Origin of the sequence: Mesorhizobium sp. M1A.F.Ca.IN.022.06.1.1, assembly GCF_003952605.1 — a bacterium.
Lineage (GTDB): Bacteria > Pseudomonadota > Alphaproteobacteria > Rhizobiales > Rhizobiaceae > Mesorhizobium.
The window spans coordinates 2266735-2281175 of sequence record NZ_CP034455.1 but is presented as its reverse complement, the minus strand read 5'-3'; the positions used below and the strand labels follow the sequence as shown (position 1 = coordinate 2281175).

The 14441-nt window shown below is 55.7% G+C and carries 22 protein-coding genes; 12 read left to right on the top strand and 10 right to left on the bottom strand.

The genetic code is table 11. The features are described from left to right. Positions 1-46 precede the first annotated feature (46 nt). Both EJ078_RS10815 and EJ078_RS10810 read left to right on the top strand, forming a co-directional pair. Positions 47-397 carry a hypothetical protein gene (locus tag EJ078_RS10815; RefSeq protein WP_208721491.1) on the top strand — a complete coding sequence of 117 codons (351 nt, stop codon included), beginning with the start codon at positions 47-49 and terminating at the stop codon, positions 395-397. Then, a complete protein-coding gene (locus EJ078_RS10810; protein WP_208721489.1) occupies positions 394-1971 on the top strand; it encodes a hypothetical protein in 1578 nt (525 codons plus the stop codon). Before EJ078_RS10815 ends, EJ078_RS10810 begins: the two co-directional genes overlap by 4 nt. Positions 1972-1990: 19 nt before the next feature. Here EJ078_RS10810 and EJ078_RS10805 read toward each other — a convergent pair whose 3' ends face one another. From EJ078_RS10805 to EJ078_RS10785, 5 genes are all read right to left on the bottom strand, one after another. After that, positions 1991-2284, bottom strand: coding sequence for a hypothetical protein (locus EJ078_RS10805; protein ID WP_208721487.1), 294 nt, complete (start codon positions 2282-2284; stop codon positions 1991-1993). A 22-nt stretch (positions 2285-2306) separates the two neighbouring features. Next, positions 2307-2492 carry a hypothetical protein gene (locus EJ078_RS10800; RefSeq protein WP_208721485.1) on the bottom strand — a complete coding sequence of 62 codons (186 nt, stop codon included), beginning with the start codon at positions 2490-2492 and terminating at the stop codon, positions 2307-2309. A gap of 11 nt (positions 2493-2503) precedes the next feature. Beyond that, positions 2504-2680, bottom strand: a complete 177-nt coding sequence (locus tag EJ078_RS10795) for a hypothetical protein (RefSeq protein WP_208721702.1) — start codon at positions 2678-2680, stop codon at positions 2504-2506. Positions 2681-2686: 6 nt separating this feature from the next. After that, positions 2687-2878: a hypothetical protein gene (locus EJ078_RS10790; protein WP_208721483.1), complete on the bottom strand. Its 192-nt coding sequence runs from the start codon at positions 2876-2878 to the stop codon at positions 2687-2689. Between the two features lie 414 nt (positions 2879-3292). Further along, positions 3293-3997, bottom strand: coding sequence for an SOS response-associated peptidase (locus tag EJ078_RS10785; RefSeq protein WP_208721481.1), 705 nt, complete (start codon positions 3995-3997; stop codon positions 3293-3295). Positions 3998-4077: 80 nt separating this feature from the next. Between EJ078_RS10785 and EJ078_RS10780 the strand changes: the two genes are divergently transcribed. Together EJ078_RS10780 and EJ078_RS10775 are read left to right on the top strand one after the other, a co-directional pair. After that, positions 4078-4881 carry a hypothetical protein gene (locus EJ078_RS10780; protein ID WP_208721479.1) on the top strand — a complete coding sequence of 268 codons (804 nt, stop codon included), beginning with the start codon at positions 4078-4080 and terminating at the stop codon, positions 4879-4881. Beyond that, positions 4878-5459, top strand: a complete 582-nt coding sequence (locus EJ078_RS10775) for a GIY-YIG nuclease family protein (protein ID WP_208721477.1) — start codon at positions 4878-4880, stop codon at positions 5457-5459. The genes EJ078_RS10780 and EJ078_RS10775 overlap by 4 nt, the downstream gene beginning before the upstream one ends. On the opposite strand, the gene EJ078_RS10770 is transcribed toward EJ078_RS10775, so the two are convergent. Further along, positions 5453-6007, bottom strand: coding sequence for a hypothetical protein (locus EJ078_RS10770; protein ID WP_208721469.1), 555 nt, complete (start codon positions 6005-6007; stop codon positions 5453-5455). The genes EJ078_RS10775 and EJ078_RS10770 overlap by 7 nt on opposite strands. Positions 6008-6180: 173 nt before the next feature. Here EJ078_RS10770 and EJ078_RS10765 point away from each other — a divergent pair, with 173 nt between their 5' ends. Both EJ078_RS10765 and EJ078_RS10760 read left to right on the top strand, forming a co-directional pair. Continuing rightward, the gene (locus EJ078_RS10765; RefSeq protein WP_208721467.1) at positions 6181-6648 is read left to right on the top strand and encodes a MucR family transcriptional regulator; all 468 of its coding nucleotides are present in this window, start codon (positions 6181-6183) and stop codon (positions 6646-6648) included. 12 nt (positions 6649-6660) lie between these two features. Next, positions 6661-6942 (top strand): hypothetical protein, encoded by a 282-nt coding sequence (locus tag EJ078_RS10760; RefSeq protein ID WP_208721695.1) that lies wholly within the window; start codon positions 6661-6663, stop codon positions 6940-6942. A gap of 41 nt (positions 6943-6983) precedes the next feature. Here the strand turns inward: EJ078_RS10760 and EJ078_RS10755 are convergent, their stop codons facing one another. Continuing rightward, positions 6984-7397, bottom strand: a complete 414-nt coding sequence (locus EJ078_RS10755; RefSeq protein ID WP_208721459.1) for a hypothetical protein — start codon at positions 7395-7397, stop codon at positions 6984-6986. A 219-nt stretch (positions 7398-7616) separates the two neighbouring features. On the opposite strand from EJ078_RS10755, the gene EJ078_RS30405 reads away from it, so the two are divergent. From EJ078_RS30405 to EJ078_RS10745, 3 genes are read left to right on the top strand one after another with little or no spacing between them, the layout of a single operon-like run. Next, positions 7617-7901, top strand: a complete 285-nt coding sequence (locus tag EJ078_RS30405) for a hypothetical protein (protein ID WP_245459247.1) — start codon at positions 7617-7619, stop codon at positions 7899-7901. After that, the gene (locus EJ078_RS10750; protein ID WP_208721457.1) at positions 7844-8662 is read left to right on the top strand and encodes a hypothetical protein; all 819 of its coding nucleotides are present in this window, start codon (positions 7844-7846) and stop codon (positions 8660-8662) included. The genes EJ078_RS30405 and EJ078_RS10750 overlap by 58 nt, the downstream gene beginning before the upstream one ends. Further along, complete coding sequence (locus tag EJ078_RS10745) at positions 8652-9215, top strand: hypothetical protein (RefSeq protein ID WP_208721455.1); 564 nt, start codon at positions 8652-8654, stop codon at positions 9213-9215. The genes EJ078_RS10750 and EJ078_RS10745 overlap by 11 nt, the downstream gene beginning before the upstream one ends. A 2-nt stretch (positions 9216-9217) precedes the next feature. Here the strand turns inward: EJ078_RS10745 and EJ078_RS10740 are convergent, their stop codons facing one another. Both EJ078_RS10740 and EJ078_RS10735 read right to left on the bottom strand, forming a co-directional pair. Then, on the bottom strand, positions 9218-10063 hold the full coding sequence (locus tag EJ078_RS10740; protein WP_208721453.1) for a hypothetical protein: 846 nt from the start codon (positions 10061-10063) through the stop codon (positions 9218-9220). Then, positions 10064-10531 (bottom strand): hypothetical protein, encoded by a 468-nt coding sequence (locus tag EJ078_RS10735; protein WP_208721451.1) that lies wholly within the window; start codon positions 10529-10531, stop codon positions 10064-10066. It abuts the gene before it with no gap. A 358-nt stretch (positions 10532-10889) separates the two neighbouring features. Here EJ078_RS10735 and EJ078_RS10730 point away from each other — a divergent pair, with 358 nt between their 5' ends. From EJ078_RS10730 to EJ078_RS10720, 3 genes are read left to right on the top strand one after another with little or no spacing between them, the layout of a single operon-like run. After that, positions 10890-11066, top strand: a complete 177-nt coding sequence (locus EJ078_RS10730; protein ID WP_208721449.1) for a hypothetical protein — start codon at positions 10890-10892, stop codon at positions 11064-11066. A 32-nt stretch (positions 11067-11098) separates the two neighbouring features. Next, positions 11099-12220, top strand: coding sequence for a SagB/ThcOx family dehydrogenase (locus EJ078_RS10725; protein WP_208721448.1), 1122 nt, complete (start codon positions 11099-11101; stop codon positions 12218-12220). Further along, positions 12213-13250: a SagB/ThcOx family dehydrogenase gene (locus EJ078_RS10720; RefSeq protein ID WP_208721446.1), complete on the top strand. Its 1038-nt coding sequence runs from the start codon at positions 12213-12215 to the stop codon at positions 13248-13250. Before EJ078_RS10725 ends, EJ078_RS10720 begins: the two co-directional genes overlap by 8 nt. Here EJ078_RS10720 and EJ078_RS10715 read toward each other — a convergent pair. Then, complete coding sequence (locus EJ078_RS10715) at positions 13234-13842, bottom strand: recombinase family protein (protein WP_208721444.1); 609 nt, start codon at positions 13840-13842, stop codon at positions 13234-13236. The two genes, EJ078_RS10720 and EJ078_RS10715, sit on opposite strands and share 17 nt — an antisense overlap. Positions 13843-14441: the final 599 nt, after the last annotated feature.

Genomic DNA, 14441 nt, shown 5'->3' with positions numbered 1-14441 from the left:
TTGCTGAAAGGATTTGCGCAACCGTCATTGGGGATCGGGGGATGAAATGAAAATTGCAGTTGGAATCATAGGAATTCTGCTCGGCTTGATATCGATGCTGCAGTCCTGCGCGGTGGCGACCGGCGGCAGCATCACGTCCAATCATGACCTTGCCGGAGCTGGGTCAGTTGGTGTGTTGGTCGGGTTGCTGTTTTTCGTCGGCGGGGCCTTTGCATTCGGACTGCCGCTTGTCTCAGCGATCGTGTTCGTTGTCGGCAGCCTGTTCGCCTTCATTGCGGCCAGTGCTTTCACTGACATGAAGATTTGGGCCTTCGCCGACCTCATCCTCGCCGCCATGGCGTTCTTTGCGTGGCGCAGGGCGCGGGCAGCCCGTACATCAGGTGAGGCTCCAAAGTGACGGTCTGGTTTTGTAAGCAGGGTAAGCGTCGGCAGCGGAGCTTTTGGATCTGGCTGGCTTGTGCCTCGGTGTTCCAGATTGTCGAGGTGACATTAGACCCAAGTCTCAGCACCGCCGATGCCACAGAAATAACCAATGTCCTGTCCTATGGACCAGAGGCGGGAATGAACGTCACGATCACTGGACGATCAGGTATCGACACCGATCATGCACAAATCAATCTCAAACTCACGCCGCAAGACGCGAAGGGCTATTGTGCCGAATCCCAACTGAACAGCGGCCTGCTGCAATGCATAGATCGGACGCTGAAGGATGTTAATCTGCAGGCGCAGGTATCCGCCAACTGCGAAACTGGAGAGTTCACCAACGTCTGGGGCCGCCGGTTCATATTCAAAGGCGCAGCGGCCGATGGTGACTACGCCTACAATCTTGAAGCTGAGGGCGGCGACACATCGGAGGAGCGCTCGTCCAACTACGATGTCGCCATCGACAACTTCAAGGCGATGTGCCCGACAAGGATTGCGCAGGCCGATGCTATCTCCCCTGCCGATTCCGACGAAGCACCCGCCGTTGCAAAGCAGCCCACGTGCGACGAATTGCTGGAAGGGGGCAGCTACTTTCACGGAAAAGCGTTCGCCGATCTAAGCGTTGCGGAGATTGACGCACTGCTGGAGATAGCCAGCGGATGCAAACCCGAGATGTCAACTGTCATCGCGAAGGACGATGTACTTGCCGTCGCAAACTACGACGCAATGCTACAAGTGCTTGTCAGCAACCTAAAGGAGGCTCGAACACAGGCGTTAATGGTCGCGCAAGAGCAAGCCAAGACGCAAGCTGGTAAGCAAGCGCTCATCAAGTTGACCGAAAGGGCTCGAGCCCTGCCGCTCGACCCTTCATCGGAGGCAGCTTTGCGCGACATGAGGGCCGAGATGATCAGAATACGCAACGAATCTGTTGGGGTCTGGGAATCCAAAGAATGGAACGAATTGGACAACCTCACTGAGGAGAAATTGCAGGCCATCGAAACAGGCCAGATGCAACAACCGTCGCCCAATGCCAATGCCGGAACCGCAGGCTCGATCCAACCGGGACCGTCATCATCGAGTCCACCGAGCCTCCAGAATTTCGCCGACCAGAGTTCCTTGGACCCCCGCATATCGGAAATGACTTGCTCCGTAAGAGGCACAGCCGTGCTTGGAGTGCCGAACATGGGTTCGGAAGACCCCGAGAACGAGGTGGAAGTCGGGCTTACCTCCGCCGGTGACTTCATCGTCGAGGGAAAAAGGATTGCTGCGGTCGATGTCGTTCGGAATGGCGGGTCTGTCACCTTTTCGATGATCTCGGCTGAAGACTACCTGCTCGCCGGTTCGAAGGACGCCACCGGTGCCTCAATGGGCCTCAGCGATGACGAGAACATGCAATTCCAAGCGATGCAAAAAATGTTCCTAGGAGGAGCGCTGCACGGTCGCAAAAGGTTCGCGATCTACGACGTCGCCAACAGCCGACTGAGTTTCGCAGATGCTGACGGGCAGCAATTCAAGAACATAACCGAAGCGAATTGCATCGCTCACTGACCCAAAAGGCCTTGTATCCTCAGGCGCTGCCTTCCGCGGAACTTTCTTCGTCCAGTTCATGCGGCACCGGCAGATAGGCGTTGGCAGTCAACCAGTCGGCCAAGATCGTTTCCACCAGATCAAGTTTCGGCTTGCCCATCTCAGCAGCCAGATCGTTCAGGATCTCATCCGTACCCGGCTGAATGGCGAGCCCGCCAATGTTTCGCAACAAGAGCGCGGCGCGGCGAAGCAACACTTGCAGATCGGCTCGCGAGGCGTCGCCGATGTGATCGGCGACTTGTTCCAACTCTTGCACGAACTGGTGGCGAGACATCGATGTGCCTTTCTTAATGGCGCTATTTGCGCAATTCCTGACCGATGGCGTTGAGAGCTTTGTTGATGACATCCACAGCCTGCAGGTTGATCGCAATCGAGATGTCTTCTCCCAACGTTTCAAAGGTCAGCACTCCAACCTTGTCTTGACCCTCGCTGATCAAGCCGATTGAAACTCCCGTCGGCATATTGGGTGGTTTCCTGTGCATGTTTTCTCCTCCTACAGAAATCGCTCACCGTCGGCGCGGTGTTCGAAGCAGAACCAGTGCGGCTCTTGCTTTGGTTTGGCAAAGCCCCAACCGGCGTCCGCACCGCACCCAGGATGCTGACAGAAGTGATGTTGAATGCCGGGCGCGGTCGCGTACTCCTTGGGTGACATTCTGATTTCGTCGCTCATGTGTGGTCAGCCCGGTAAAAGAGGCGGCTTCTGGCGCGACCCTGAGAGCGCATCAAGCCGCTGCTGAAGATGCCCGTTGAGCACGATCATTTCCTTGAGTGCCTTCACGGCATCGCCCTTGTGGAGGGCGATGAACTTGTCTGCGGTGGCTTGAAGCACAGCCTCTTGGCGGCTATCTAGCCTGACGATCTGGTCCATTTTCATCACTCCAGACTGTTCATTTTGATAGGGAACAAAAAAGGAACAAAATTGTCAAGATCGAATTGACTCGGCGAGGAATAGGTTCCTATTCGTAACTCATGCCGGAGCCCAGCCGAAGAACTCGCCGCGTTGTGCAGACCCTATGCCGTGCGCATGAGATTGGGCAGCTGATCCGCGTCCGGTGCATCAACTGCAACATCACGCGGCACTATCTGCCGGGGACCTCCTCAAGCTGATGGGGGATATCCCGTTCTGGGATGTGGAACGATACATGCGATGCGAGCGTTGCCGCCGCCGGGAGTTCGACGTCGACATTCTGCTGCCCAGTGCCGTCCAAAGCGCGAAGATACGGGTCAGGCGACTTGTCGAAATCCGCATGGTCCGCAAAGTGATCTGGCGAGATGATGCAGGCTAAAACAGCGAGCCTTGTGTAGGTCCTGGCGCAGGCGCTTTGATCTGCGTCGCAGGCTTCTCGACGATCACCAAAGCATCGTCAGGCGCTGTGCGCTGCATGTGCCGCGCCTCAGGCCACGGCGCTGTGAGCCAAGTCTCCACTTCATCCTGCGTCGTCAGGATCACCGGCATTGCCTTCTCGTGAATGGGAGCAATCAACGCGTTGGGCTTAGTCGTCATGAAGCCATAGACTTCATGATCACCGGGGCCTTCCTTGACCTTGCGGACTCCGTGCCAAGGCGTCCACAAACCGGCGAAAAAGAACAACGGGCGCTCCTCGTTCAGTGCAAACCAGAAGTTTCGCTGAATGCCGGTTTCTGGATCTTTGTCGTTTGGCGTAGGGCTGGGTTCCGCAAAACTCGTCACCGGCACAACGCACCGGTGCTCCACTCCGACATATTGCTGCCAGTGGGCATATTGGGGATTGCGGACATTGGTGGTGCCGGAGTCCACGTTGCCTCTGATGCGTTCCGGCGGCGTCGGCATTCCCCATCGCAAGTTGACAAGCTCGCGCTGACCGTCCGCTGCGTTGCGAACCACAGGGCCGAATTGATTTGGATAGATGTCAATGGATGGCTCGAGGTTGCCCACGATATCCCGCAGGGCACGAGTCCACTGGCGGATGGCTTCTTGGCTGGTGGTGATGTTGTAGAGGTTACACATAATTCCCAATCTGCATGATCCCCGTGACTTCCGCCAGATGCCCGCATTGCCTACTGTGGGGTCCGAGCTATAAGGCGAACATGTCCGCTCAACTCGCCCTCTACTCCTCGGTCATCCGCTCAACCAGCGAAGCTGCGCTGCGCTCCGATGTGACGTTAAGCGGGAGGCTTTTGCTGGAACGAGCGGGAGACCTTGCTATCAGTTACGCACCTTTCGAGCACATTGAGCGCAATGCACGGGTCGTCCTAGTTGGCATTACGCCGGGTGCGCAGCAGGCTGGTAACGCTCTGATTGAGCTTCGTCGAAGACTAGTTGCAGGTGACACCAACGAGTCAGCGCTAGCTGCTGCCAAAGTGTTCGCATCCTTTTCAGGCCCAATGCGAACCAACCTAGTGGCAATGCTGGACCACATCGGACTGGCAGGTTGGCTGGGGGTCACCTCAACCGCGGCTCTATGGTCAACTCATCAGCGACTTGTCCACTTCACTTCAGCGTTGCGATATCCCGTATTCGTGGGATCGACGAACTATAACGGGCACCCGCCGATGACCTCTCATCCGTCACTCAGGCGGATGATCGACGAGTTCCTTCGGGAAGAAGCAGCAGCGCTTCCGAACGCTGTGTGGATACCGCTCGGACCAAAGGCAGCAGTTGGGGTTCATCATCTAGTGAAATCGGGGGCGATCGCGCAGTCTAGAGTGCTGGACGGGCTTCCACATCCGAGCGGCGCAAACGCGGAACGTATCGCCTATTTCCTCGGTCGCAAGCCGCGAGAAGCGCTATCCGCTAAGACCGACCCCAATAATCTCGATGCTGCGCAAAGGCGGCTGAAGGACTTGGTATCGCGCCTTCCGTCCGAAGACCCCGGCAAAGTCCCGGCATGAGCAAATCTGAGAAAATCCGCGAGCTAGCGAAGTCGGGCATGAGCACGGCGGAGATAGCTCGAGTTCTCGGCATTCGCTACCAATTCGCCTATGGTGTGCTCCGGAGCGCAGGCTTCGGCTCTGGAGAGAAGGCCAATCTCACCTCGGTTGGGGCAGCGGCAAAACCGAGCAAACCACGTCTTCTTGTAAGCGATCTCAGGGCTGGTGGCTTCGAGCACGTCGGCAGCTGGATTCTCTCGCCGGAGCAGCGCCTAGTCATCGACCGGCAGCTGCCGACGGCGGTGGGCGTGTATGCCTTCGCCAAGCGCGATATCGTCCTGTATGTCGGAGTGGCAACCATGGGGCTCGCCAAACGCCTCTATTTCTACGGTCGGCCCGGGGTCTCCCAGCGAACAAGCCTGCGGATCAACGCGATCATCGTCGGCGAATTGGCGACGCATCCGACGATCGATATCTATGCCGCATTCCCTCCAGATCTTGAATGGAACGGCCTGCCGGTTCACGGCAGCGCTGGGCTGGAGCTTGGTCTGATCAAGAAGTATGCCCTGCCGTGGAACATGCGGAGTGCTGGTCAGTAGCCCTTGGGATATGTGTCGATGACCGTTGCGGCTTCGGAGTGGTAAATAACTCTCTCGAAGTTTTTGAGTCTTGGATCGGATGCGGTCTCCGAACCGCAGAAGATCACTGTCGTCCAGTCATGGTGAGCATTAAGCGTCTTGCGAGTTGAGTAAGTTTTGGCGAAGCAGGCGGCCCGGAGGGGATAAGCCTCAGGCTGCCCATAACCGAAGCGCTCGCCGGGGTGCTTGAACTCGGTATGGATTGCGAGAACGCGATTCTGCGAATTTCGAAAGAAGAAGATAGCGTCTGATTCAAGGCCCTTGCTGTCGGGTATTCGGCACGTGCAACGGCTGTCCAGGCCACACCAATAGTTGGCCCAGAACGGCTGTTTTGTGGGCCGCGTCTGCCAGCGTTTCGTGCGCTGCTCGTCTACAAGAACGGAGCTTCCCGTATAGTCAGCCTCGGCAGAGGTGCCTTTGATCAGCCAATCTCTCACATATTGGGAGGCAAATATGCCGTCGGCAATCGCATCCAAGTAGGGTTGAGCTTTCCCGGAATATGCGGGCATGGCGATGTGCTTGTCGTGCTAAAAAACCGTCTCTCCCGGTTCGAAAGGTAGACTAACAAGTCCTCCAATAACATCTCACCAAGTGGTGGAGGGTGACAAGCTTTTCGGCCGCGATGTTGCAGATATTCCCGTCATTGACTAGGAGAGATTTGTACCCCTTGGAGAATCTGACGATGGCAAACGAAAGTGAATCAGTGGCAAGCACTGACATTCTGGAGCTCACGGCTGAGGTCGTATCCGCATACGTCCAAAAGAACGCAGTTCCGGCGAACGGCCTGCCGGACCTAATCGCCAGCGTCAATTCTGCGTTGTCGGCCATCGGAAAGCCTTCACAACCGGCGAAGACTGAACTCATCCCGGCGGTTAGTCCTAAGAGATCCGTGTTTCCCGACTACATCGTCTGCTTGGAAGACGGGAAGAAGTTCAAGTCGCTGAAGCGGCACCTCAACGTCCACTACGGGCTAACGCCGGAGGACTATCGAGCCAAATGGGGATTGGCCCGAGACTACCCAATGGTGGCACCGAACTACGCCGCCCAGCGATCGGCACTGGCGAAATCCTCAGGGCTCGGCCGGAAGGCGGCCGTGAAAGCCTCCAAGCCAGCCGCCAAGCGGGCTGCCGGTCGGCGGTCGAAGTCCTGAGGCTCAAGATCGATGATCAAACCTGCAGTGTTTGCTGCGACCCTGTGGCTGGGCCTGTGGGTGTCGCCCACAATGGCCCAGCAGACCTTCGAGGGCTACGACTGCACCGCTGACTGTTCGGGGCACCAAGCAGGATACGACTGGGCCGAGCGAAATGGTATTTCAGACGCCACCGACTGCGACGGCAACAGCCAATCCTTCAATGAAGGCTGTCAGGCTTACGTTGAGGAGCAACAGCCTTTGCCGGACGACGAAGTCCCTGCGGATGAAAGCGACGAGGATAGCGCCGAATAGCCCTTTGTTCTCGCGACTAGGGCTATCTCGGCAGCTGCCGCCTACTCGGGTCGGGGGAAGTTCTCGATAAAAGTCACGCTTCCGTCGTCACTTACCTGAAATACCGAGATGCCGAGGTACTTCAGCGCTGGCAATATCCGACCAACATGGACATCGAACCAACGCGATTTTGGAATGCCAAGGGCGAACCGCTCGCCCCGTATGCCTTCCTCAAACCGCCAACCGGCGGTCATCAAAAACGCGGCCCCCGTCCGTACCCAAGCGTCATTGGAGGTGTCGGCACCAGAATACGCACCGCCCTTTGCCTCAACCAGCCAGCGTTCGCCCGTATCGTCGCGCTTGGCCTGGATATCGTAGCCTCGCTCACCGGCCTTTAGGGCTCTCACCTCCGAGAAACCATTTGCATTCAGCCACCCCTCAATCGCGTCAACGACGCCCTGTTCCCTCAGCGGCATGTTGCCCCCTTCCGTATGTTTGGGAAACTCCTAGAGCGATGGCGCACGTTCGTCCAGCTCAGCCTGAGTGAAGCGTCTCTAGTTCCAGAATCTAGACTTTTCGTTCAACTGGACGCATTCTTCTCCTCGGGGGAGATGGCGATGGGGAAGCCTATTCATCTGTGGGCCTACCGGAGGCGAAGGTCTTGGAGGCATACGTTCCTTCGGGCTCGCCTTCCAATTTCGCTCGCGCTGCTTGGCCTAGCTTCCGTCGGTTACATTGCCACAGACACGCAGCGTCCGCTCCCAGCAGTTCATTATTCCGGTACGTCATCGTCCTTTAGCGCGGTGCGCAAGATCGGCTGTGACATCAAGGGAAATATCAACGATCGCGGCGAGCACATCTATCACGTGCCCGGTCAGGAATATTATTCGGCGACACGCATCAACCCGGCCCGGGGCGAGAGATGGTTCTGTTCCGAATGGGAGGCGTGGTGGGCTGGGTGGCGGAAGGCCAAGATATGAGATCAATCAGCAAATGGTTCGGATCACTGATCGCGATTGTGCTCACGTTGCCGGTTCCGTCAGTTCGGCTGGAGGCGAGCCAGTGCTTTGACATCTCCAAAGGACAACCGGAGCATCTGGCTGGCCAACTCACCTACAAGATATTTCCGGGTTCTCCCAATTTCGAAGATGTGACAGCGGGTGACGAGCCCGAGCCTGCTTACATACTCCGACTTACTTCGCCCATATGCCTGACAGGTGACGAGTTCGCGAACGAAGCCGCGCCGGTCTCAACCGTTCAGCTCTCCCCGACGACCGCCACGGAGCCATTGCTGCGTTCCCTCGTGGGGAAGGACGTCGAGGTCCGATTGGCCGGTCAGGCAGCTGCGATCACGGGACACCATCATGCGCCTCTGTTGGCGAGCGCCGTCGAGGTCTCGCCCGCCGAAGACATTACTGAAGAGTACGGAACCGCGGCCACAACTGTTAGGGCCTTCTACTATGCGCTTGGGGACGGCAACGGTGATCAAGCCGCCCAATATGTCGTTCCAGAGAAGCGCAATCGGGGACCACTCTCTGCGACGGCCATAACCGCCTTCTACGGCAATCTCGAAAAGCGGCTGCAGCTCGTTAGCCTTGATCCACAACCTGGAGGCCGCTTTCTTGCTCGCTATACGTTCAAACGCAAATCGCAAACATGCGTAGGGCGATCAGTCGTCGAGACGGTCCGAAGAAAAAGCAAGAACCTAATATACTCAATTCGAGCGCTAGATGGCTGCTAGGAGCAACAGAATGCTGGCTAGGTGGGAGATTGCAGCCCTTGGATGTGCCTTGATACCATTCCTGCAGTTGAATGCGCGCGCAAACGACCTCACCGGATTTGCAGAGTTTCCCTTCGGGATAACCGCAGACCAGCTTAAAGACAAAATCGACGTATTCGAGTCTGATTCATCCGGTGACGGCGTGGAATATTTTTCAAAGCGGCCAAGAAATATTAACGGAAAGGATTTTACAATCAATTTTCTTTTCCGAAACGAGAAACTTAAAAGAATAAACTTGGATTATTCGCGGAACTATCCAAAAGATTCAATGGCAGAAAAATGCACTGGCGACTTCGCTAAAATTACGCAGGAGATACAGGATAAATATCACATCACACCGCAATTAATGAATTCGGAGAAGGCGACCTTCTTTGCCAGTAGATTCGAATTTTCTCACAATTCGCGGATCAGCGTTTACCATATGATATTGGACGATAGGGGGAGCGCTGAGAGCTCACCGGAATGTGTCGTTCGTGTCGAGTATTTAGAATCGGCAGTGCGCAATGAATTCTAACATCAGCGTAGATAGGCTCCATACGGCCCTGCCAACCGGCCTATCGCCACTACGTGACGATGACGAGATTTCATTCCCGCAACCATGCTCATCGCGGGGATCACGCAAGCGGTCGAAGCACCTCGAATGAACCTGAGAGGATCATTGCCGGGATACTCCACAAATCGCCATAGGTCGACTGTGGCTCCGTCGCATGATGTAAGCTGGTCGAGCACAAGCGCCGTCGCTCCAGCGAGCTTACCGGTCACCTTTCCGATGCCCTCCGGTAGCGGTTCCCAAATCCGCCGATCTTCGGACATCTGCACCGCAGCCTGAGACATTCCAGCTGGCATCGAACCGCCTTCGATGAAATAAACCAAGGCTGCGGGATATGCCCTGCCGAATGCCTGCACTGCGTCAGTCTTCGCCTTCCATGACTGGACAACCCAGAGCGTCCACCCGGTTCTGGCAATGTCCTCAGCCTTCCGGGCAACGATATCCTTCGGCGATTCCTCGCCGTGCCATCCGATAACACTCAGGATGGAGGGGACAGCTGCAACTGGCGCGCCTTCGACCCTCAGCCATTCTTGGCTTGCAACGGGCCGTGGGCTGGTGGCCTGCTTCTTCGGCGGGAGGGTAGTGCCGATCTTGCTGGAGCCTTTTGCGGCTACACTGTCCCCGACCGCGATAAGCCAATATCGATCGCCCTTGACGATAACACGATGCCCGCGCCGCTCGGCATCTTTCAGCATGTTGTATTGCGTCGTTCCGGTCGCTGCGACCAAGTCGGCCTGTGTCGCACCGCGCTCGCAAAGACTTGCCGCCATCGAGCGTTTGGAGCCGATTCGGAAGCCAAACTTGTCGTACATTCAGGTCGAGCCTAGGGTGTGTCGCAAGTTTCCCAGCTCCGAAACGAGTCGTCGCCCAGTTGTTTGGAGTGACTTGACTATTTCGTCAGCCTCGTTCTGTTCAATAACAAGAACTGTGCGTTGCGGCTGTTTTGATCGAAACGCAAGTGTTCGCAGCACGAGCAACCAACCCCCTTGTTGGTCGAGCACAACTTTACCGACGCCGTGGGCAAGCGATGCGCGCAAACCCTCGTGCGGACGGAAGGCCAACAGTGCTGCTGCGGATGCCTTTCCTTCCGAAGCAAAAGCCCCAGTCGGTCCAATCAAAGTCGCCAATTCTTCGAAGCGCTGTCCGACCAGATGAGGCAGTTTCACTACAGCGCCATGCCTCGACGAATTCGCCAGTACAAGAAGTGTCTCGCTAACGGCGGCCTCGCTCCGAGCGAACAAATCAAGGCAACGTCCGCGCCACGCGTTTGCAGCGGTCATGGCATGAAGCCACTGATCGTTGCAGACAGCAGGAGTAGGGGTCGTTTCGGTATCCATTCGGGAACTGATAATAGCAGTGGACACTTACCAATACGGTAGCCAATAGCCACCAGCAAGAGTAAGCTTTGCGCAGATGATGACAGCAAGCTCGATTGGCGTCATTTTCCCCAAGCTACCCGGGGTCTCTCACCGCTCTGCTGCGGGCAATGCCCGCACGTCTTCGCCTCACCATGGCGAACTCGGTCATGAAAGAAAAGACTGCTACTGACAACTCTCCAATTTTTTTGTATCGTAATATCTCTGCTTGTTTGCAGAGTGCTCGCACCACGCATCTTACTCACACCAACGGAGAGGTACTATGCCAGAGAAGGGCGGCCGTGAAGAATTGGTACGTGTTTACAGGGACCCGGCGAAAGGCGAGGATGTGATAATAGAAGTGCTTGGTCAGCCTGTCGGGGCGTTGAAGCAGATGAAGGCCGAGCCTTGGCTTCTTCGAGATAAGTCCAGCGGGGACAACACGGACAAATCGAAGTAGACCCGATCCGCATCGACCGCTGCGAATAGCACATGGGATATCTGGTTACGCATTCGGCAGTCCGCCTATATCCTTCGGGAACCAGTGCCGATCGTTGGCGAGTTGCGAACCTTGAAACATGCGTGGAGTATCGTTGCGGCCGCCTCGCAACGATGCTCCTCGTGGCTTTTGCGGACGGTGACACCAATTCGGCAGTCTCTAGGGAGTTTGCAGACCGATACAATTTTGAGCTCCAAAGCATAGAGACGGCTATCGATTGCCTTGAAGAGCTCGGACTTTTGGTAGAGCCAGATAATGCGACGCATCGACGAGCTCAAGTATTATTGTCGGCATGGTCTGCATGGGGCTGGGTCGATGCCGCTGATTATCATTTGGCGACACTAAACTATCCGTTTGTAGACTATTCGCGAGACGGACGAGATATCGATTTTAAGAGGATGGTCTCGTATGTTCGCGACGCACCCGATATGGAGCGCACAAAGTCGTATTCGAGCGTTGTCTCGAAATGGCAAGTACCCCCCACCCCAAAAGCGCTTTCCACGCTAAATGAGTTATTCGCGCATCTGTGGGTCAATGAATATGACCTGACGGTCTGCGATCGAAGCAAGATGGGAATTTTGATGTCATCGGTATTCGGCAAGCTGCGAGAAAGGCGACTTGCAGATGATCGTTCGCTAATGGCCGATGCGATTGGCAAGACGAGCCCTTCCGGCGGCTCCAGACACCCAACAGAGGCATATCTGTTTGCTTGGAATGTGAGGGATCTGCCGAAAGGGATATACCACTTCAACGTGACGGATAGCTCGCTCGATCAAATCGCTAAATTCGATGTCACAGAGTCTCAACGCCATCTTTTGTTCTCGGGGCCGCTTCGCGCGTCCTTCGCCGTTGATGCCGTTATCGTGATGACGAGCAAATTTGACCGCAGCATGTATCGGTATAGGGAGCCAAGGAGCTTTCGCGCTATTTACATGGATGTCGGCCATCTCTGTGGAACATTAGACATTGTGGCGAAGAGCCTGCAACTCAATTGCCTCGTCCAGCACGGCTTGGACGATGAAGCTGTAGGCGCTGCGTTAGGTTTAGATCCCCTCGTCGAGGGAGTAATCTACGGCGCAGCAGTAGGCGGCCAGCAAGGGCATCGAAATGACTAAACGTTCCCTTGCGTTGGAATGGAAGCCAGTGCTTACGATCAGACCCAATTTTGTTGGCAAGCGTGGCGAAGTGCAGATTAGCGATGCGTTAGGGCAGCAGCGTTACAAGGTTCGGAAGCGCGATCTGCTTGATGCGCTATGCGGCGATCACCCTCGTACGGATCACGTATTGACCAGTTTGAAGGAAACGGGCCTGCTCGCCAAAAGTTGGGATCCGGTTGAGACGGGTTCTGAGGGCGTGGAGCACTGGACGTCTCGAAATTGGACCTTTGCCCTGAGCTATTACTTGTGGTCGAGACGAAGCATGTTTCTCGACGAGGGCGAGGATTACGAACGCATCCGATGTACTGCGCTGAGGGATATGTTGGATGAAAGTAATCTTCCCCTACCTGAGCCAATAAAGGAGGAGGAGGCAATACAGCTACCAGAGGCGGCCGATCTTCCCGAAAACGAATCTGTCGGAGAGGTATTGGCGAACCGTGTCACGACCTTAGCATTTTCTTCGGGCGGAAAGACGGATGCGGCTTTGCTCCATGGTCTCTTATTCCATGGATTCTCAGTTTCACGCCCCTACCACGTACCTAATGTTGAGGACCATATCCACAATATCCTGCATGGTGTCGGCTTCGCGTTTGACCCATTTCTAGCCATCTTTGATATTAACGGAATTGAGCCCGGGCTATACGACTATAACATCAGTCAGGATCGATTGAAACTTGTTAAGAAGGGGGTGTTTCGGAAACAGATATCGTCAGGCTTGATTGGACACGAACAAGCATTAACGGCCGCTTGCACCGTCCTGCTTGTAGCCGATTTCAGACGATTCCAGTGGCGGTATCGACACGAGCGGGCTCTTCGCAACCTTTACTTCGACGTTGGGAGAATGGCTCAATACTTTATATTGGTATCGACTGCGTTTGGACTGAAGACGCATATAACACCGGCAACAGTTGATGACGACCTAGCGAAACTCCTCGATATAGACCCCGACGAGCGTCAGGTTTTTCATTCGATCACGTTGGGGTTTTGAGCCACGAGCGGGCGATTTGTCTTTTATCTCGCTCGGTCTGTTGAGACTCGGTTTGGTTAAGAACCCGGTAGATTTGCATCCTTGAGCAGCCCATCTCATTGGAAATTGCAGATGGCCCCAGACCCTCAAGCTGCAGTTGAAAAATACGGTTTCGGTCTATACGCCGCTTGCCGCCTTTGTAGACTCCCTCGCGCTTGGCTTGTTCAATTCCCTCGCGTTGGCGCTCTTTTATGAACCGGCGCTCCATTTGCGCTACCATGCCGAGCACGGTCAGCACGATGTGGCCCATCTCTCCACGTGTCGAGACATGCGGGTCCAATACGGTCACGAACGCTCCTCGCTGCTCGCACTCGTAGATCAGGTTCAGAACGTCGCGGGTGTCGCGGCCGAGCCGGTCCAACCGTGTAACGATCAGCTCATCTCCCGGCCGCAAAAAGTCGATGATGGTTGCAAGTTCGGTTCGGTCATCACGGCTGGCCCCAGAGACTTTCTCCGACCTGATGATACTGCACCCTTCGGCCTTCAGCTTGGCGATTTGCGTATCGAGGTCCTGATCGATCGTACTGACGCGGGCGTAGCCTATCCGGCTCATGTGGTGTCACCTCAAGGTTTAGGCTTGAAGCTACCTTGTCACAAATAGTCGATGTCAACTCCGATGTTACGCCTGTAGGCCACGACGCTGTTACGTCACGCCGGGGTATACCGTGATGTTGCACAACGTTGGTAGAGGATTCCACCGTGCGTCGGTCCGCTGAGAGGCGATAGTCTAAATGCTTCCATGTTCAACACGATCGCTTCATCTAACTTTCTCGTGACCTCGTTGCCGCCGGAGAAACCTTTCAGCATATTGAGGTAGTTTCTACCAGCAGCCAGTTGCATCCATTGTGGGTATCAGTTCTCCCGTGCCTGTTGCTGCGAACGTTCCAAATTCACGGGCGATCTTGCTTCTGTTCTCCCCAGAGCGCATGCGCTCCACTATTTCGCCGATCTCCGGTGGTTTCGCCATTGCACAACTCGGGTGCTACCTAACCCGGACAACTCATGTGCTTACGACAGGATCCAGGTCGAAAAAGTTGCGGCTGCCGCCGTGGGTGCTTAGGATCGCACCCGTCAGGGGGACTATGTTCTGGAAAAAGACTGTTAAGCAGCCGAAGGATAAGGCTGCGCCGTTCCCATCTTACGTGGTCGAAA

Coding starts and splice junctions, on each gene's coding strand:
- EJ078_RS10720 (WP_208721446.1), top strand. CDS start 12,213: ATGACTAAACGTTCCCTTGCGTTGGAATGGAAGCCAGTGCTTACGATC.
- EJ078_RS10715 (WP_208721444.1), bottom strand. CDS start 13,842: ATGAGCCGGATAGGCTACGCCCGCGTCAGTACGATCGATCAGGACCTC.
- EJ078_RS10755 (WP_208721459.1), bottom strand. CDS start 7,397: ATGCCGCTGAGGGAACAGGGCGTCGTTGACGCGATTGAGGGGTGGCTG.
- EJ078_RS10770 (WP_208721469.1), bottom strand. CDS start 6,007: ATGCCCGCATATTCCGGGAAAGCTCAACCCTACTTGGATGCGATTGCC.
- EJ078_RS10750 (WP_208721457.1), top strand. CDS start 7,844: ATGGTTCTGTTCCGAATGGGAGGCGTGGTGGGCTGGGTGGCGGAAGGC.
- EJ078_RS10745 (WP_208721455.1), top strand. CDS start 8,652: ATGGCTGCTAGGAGCAACAGAATGCTGGCTAGGTGGGAGATTGCAGCC.
- EJ078_RS10795 (WP_208721702.1), bottom strand. CDS start 2,680: ATGAGCGACGAAATCAGAATGTCACCCAAGGAGTACGCGACCGCGCCC.
- EJ078_RS10790 (WP_208721483.1), bottom strand. CDS start 2,878: ATGGACCAGATCGTCAGGCTAGATAGCCGCCAAGAGGCTGTGCTTCAA.
- EJ078_RS10735 (WP_208721451.1), bottom strand. CDS start 10,531: ATGACCGCTGCAAACGCGTGGCGCGGACGTTGCCTTGATTTGTTCGCT.
- EJ078_RS10780 (WP_208721479.1), top strand. CDS start 4,078: ATGTCCGCTCAACTCGCCCTCTACTCCTCGGTCATCCGCTCAACCAGC.
- EJ078_RS10775 (WP_208721477.1), top strand. CDS start 4,878: ATGAGCAAATCTGAGAAAATCCGCGAGCTAGCGAAGTCGGGCATGAGC.
- EJ078_RS10740 (WP_208721453.1), bottom strand. CDS start 10,063: ATGTACGACAAGTTTGGCTTCCGAATCGGCTCCAAACGCTCGATGGCG.
- EJ078_RS10800 (WP_208721485.1), bottom strand. CDS start 2,492: ATGCACAGGAAACCACCCAATATGCCGACGGGAGTTTCAATCGGCTTG.
- EJ078_RS10730 (WP_208721449.1), top strand. CDS start 10,890: ATGCCAGAGAAGGGCGGCCGTGAAGAATTGGTACGTGTTTACAGGGAC.
- EJ078_RS10785 (WP_208721481.1), bottom strand. CDS start 3,997: ATGTGTAACCTCTACAACATCACCACCAGCCAAGAAGCCATCCGCCAG.
- EJ078_RS10765 (WP_208721467.1), top strand. CDS start 6,181: ATGGCAAACGAAAGTGAATCAGTGGCAAGCACTGACATTCTGGAGCTC.
- EJ078_RS10760 (WP_208721695.1), top strand. CDS start 6,661: ATGATCAAACCTGCAGTGTTTGCTGCGACCCTGTGGCTGGGCCTGTGG.
- EJ078_RS10725 (WP_208721448.1), top strand. CDS start 11,099: ATGGGATATCTGGTTACGCATTCGGCAGTCCGCCTATATCCTTCGGGA.
- EJ078_RS10805 (WP_208721487.1), bottom strand. CDS start 2,284: ATGTCTCGCCACCAGTTCGTGCAAGAGTTGGAACAAGTCGCCGATCAC.
- EJ078_RS10815 (WP_208721491.1), top strand. CDS start 47: ATGAAAATTGCAGTTGGAATCATAGGAATTCTGCTCGGCTTGATATCG.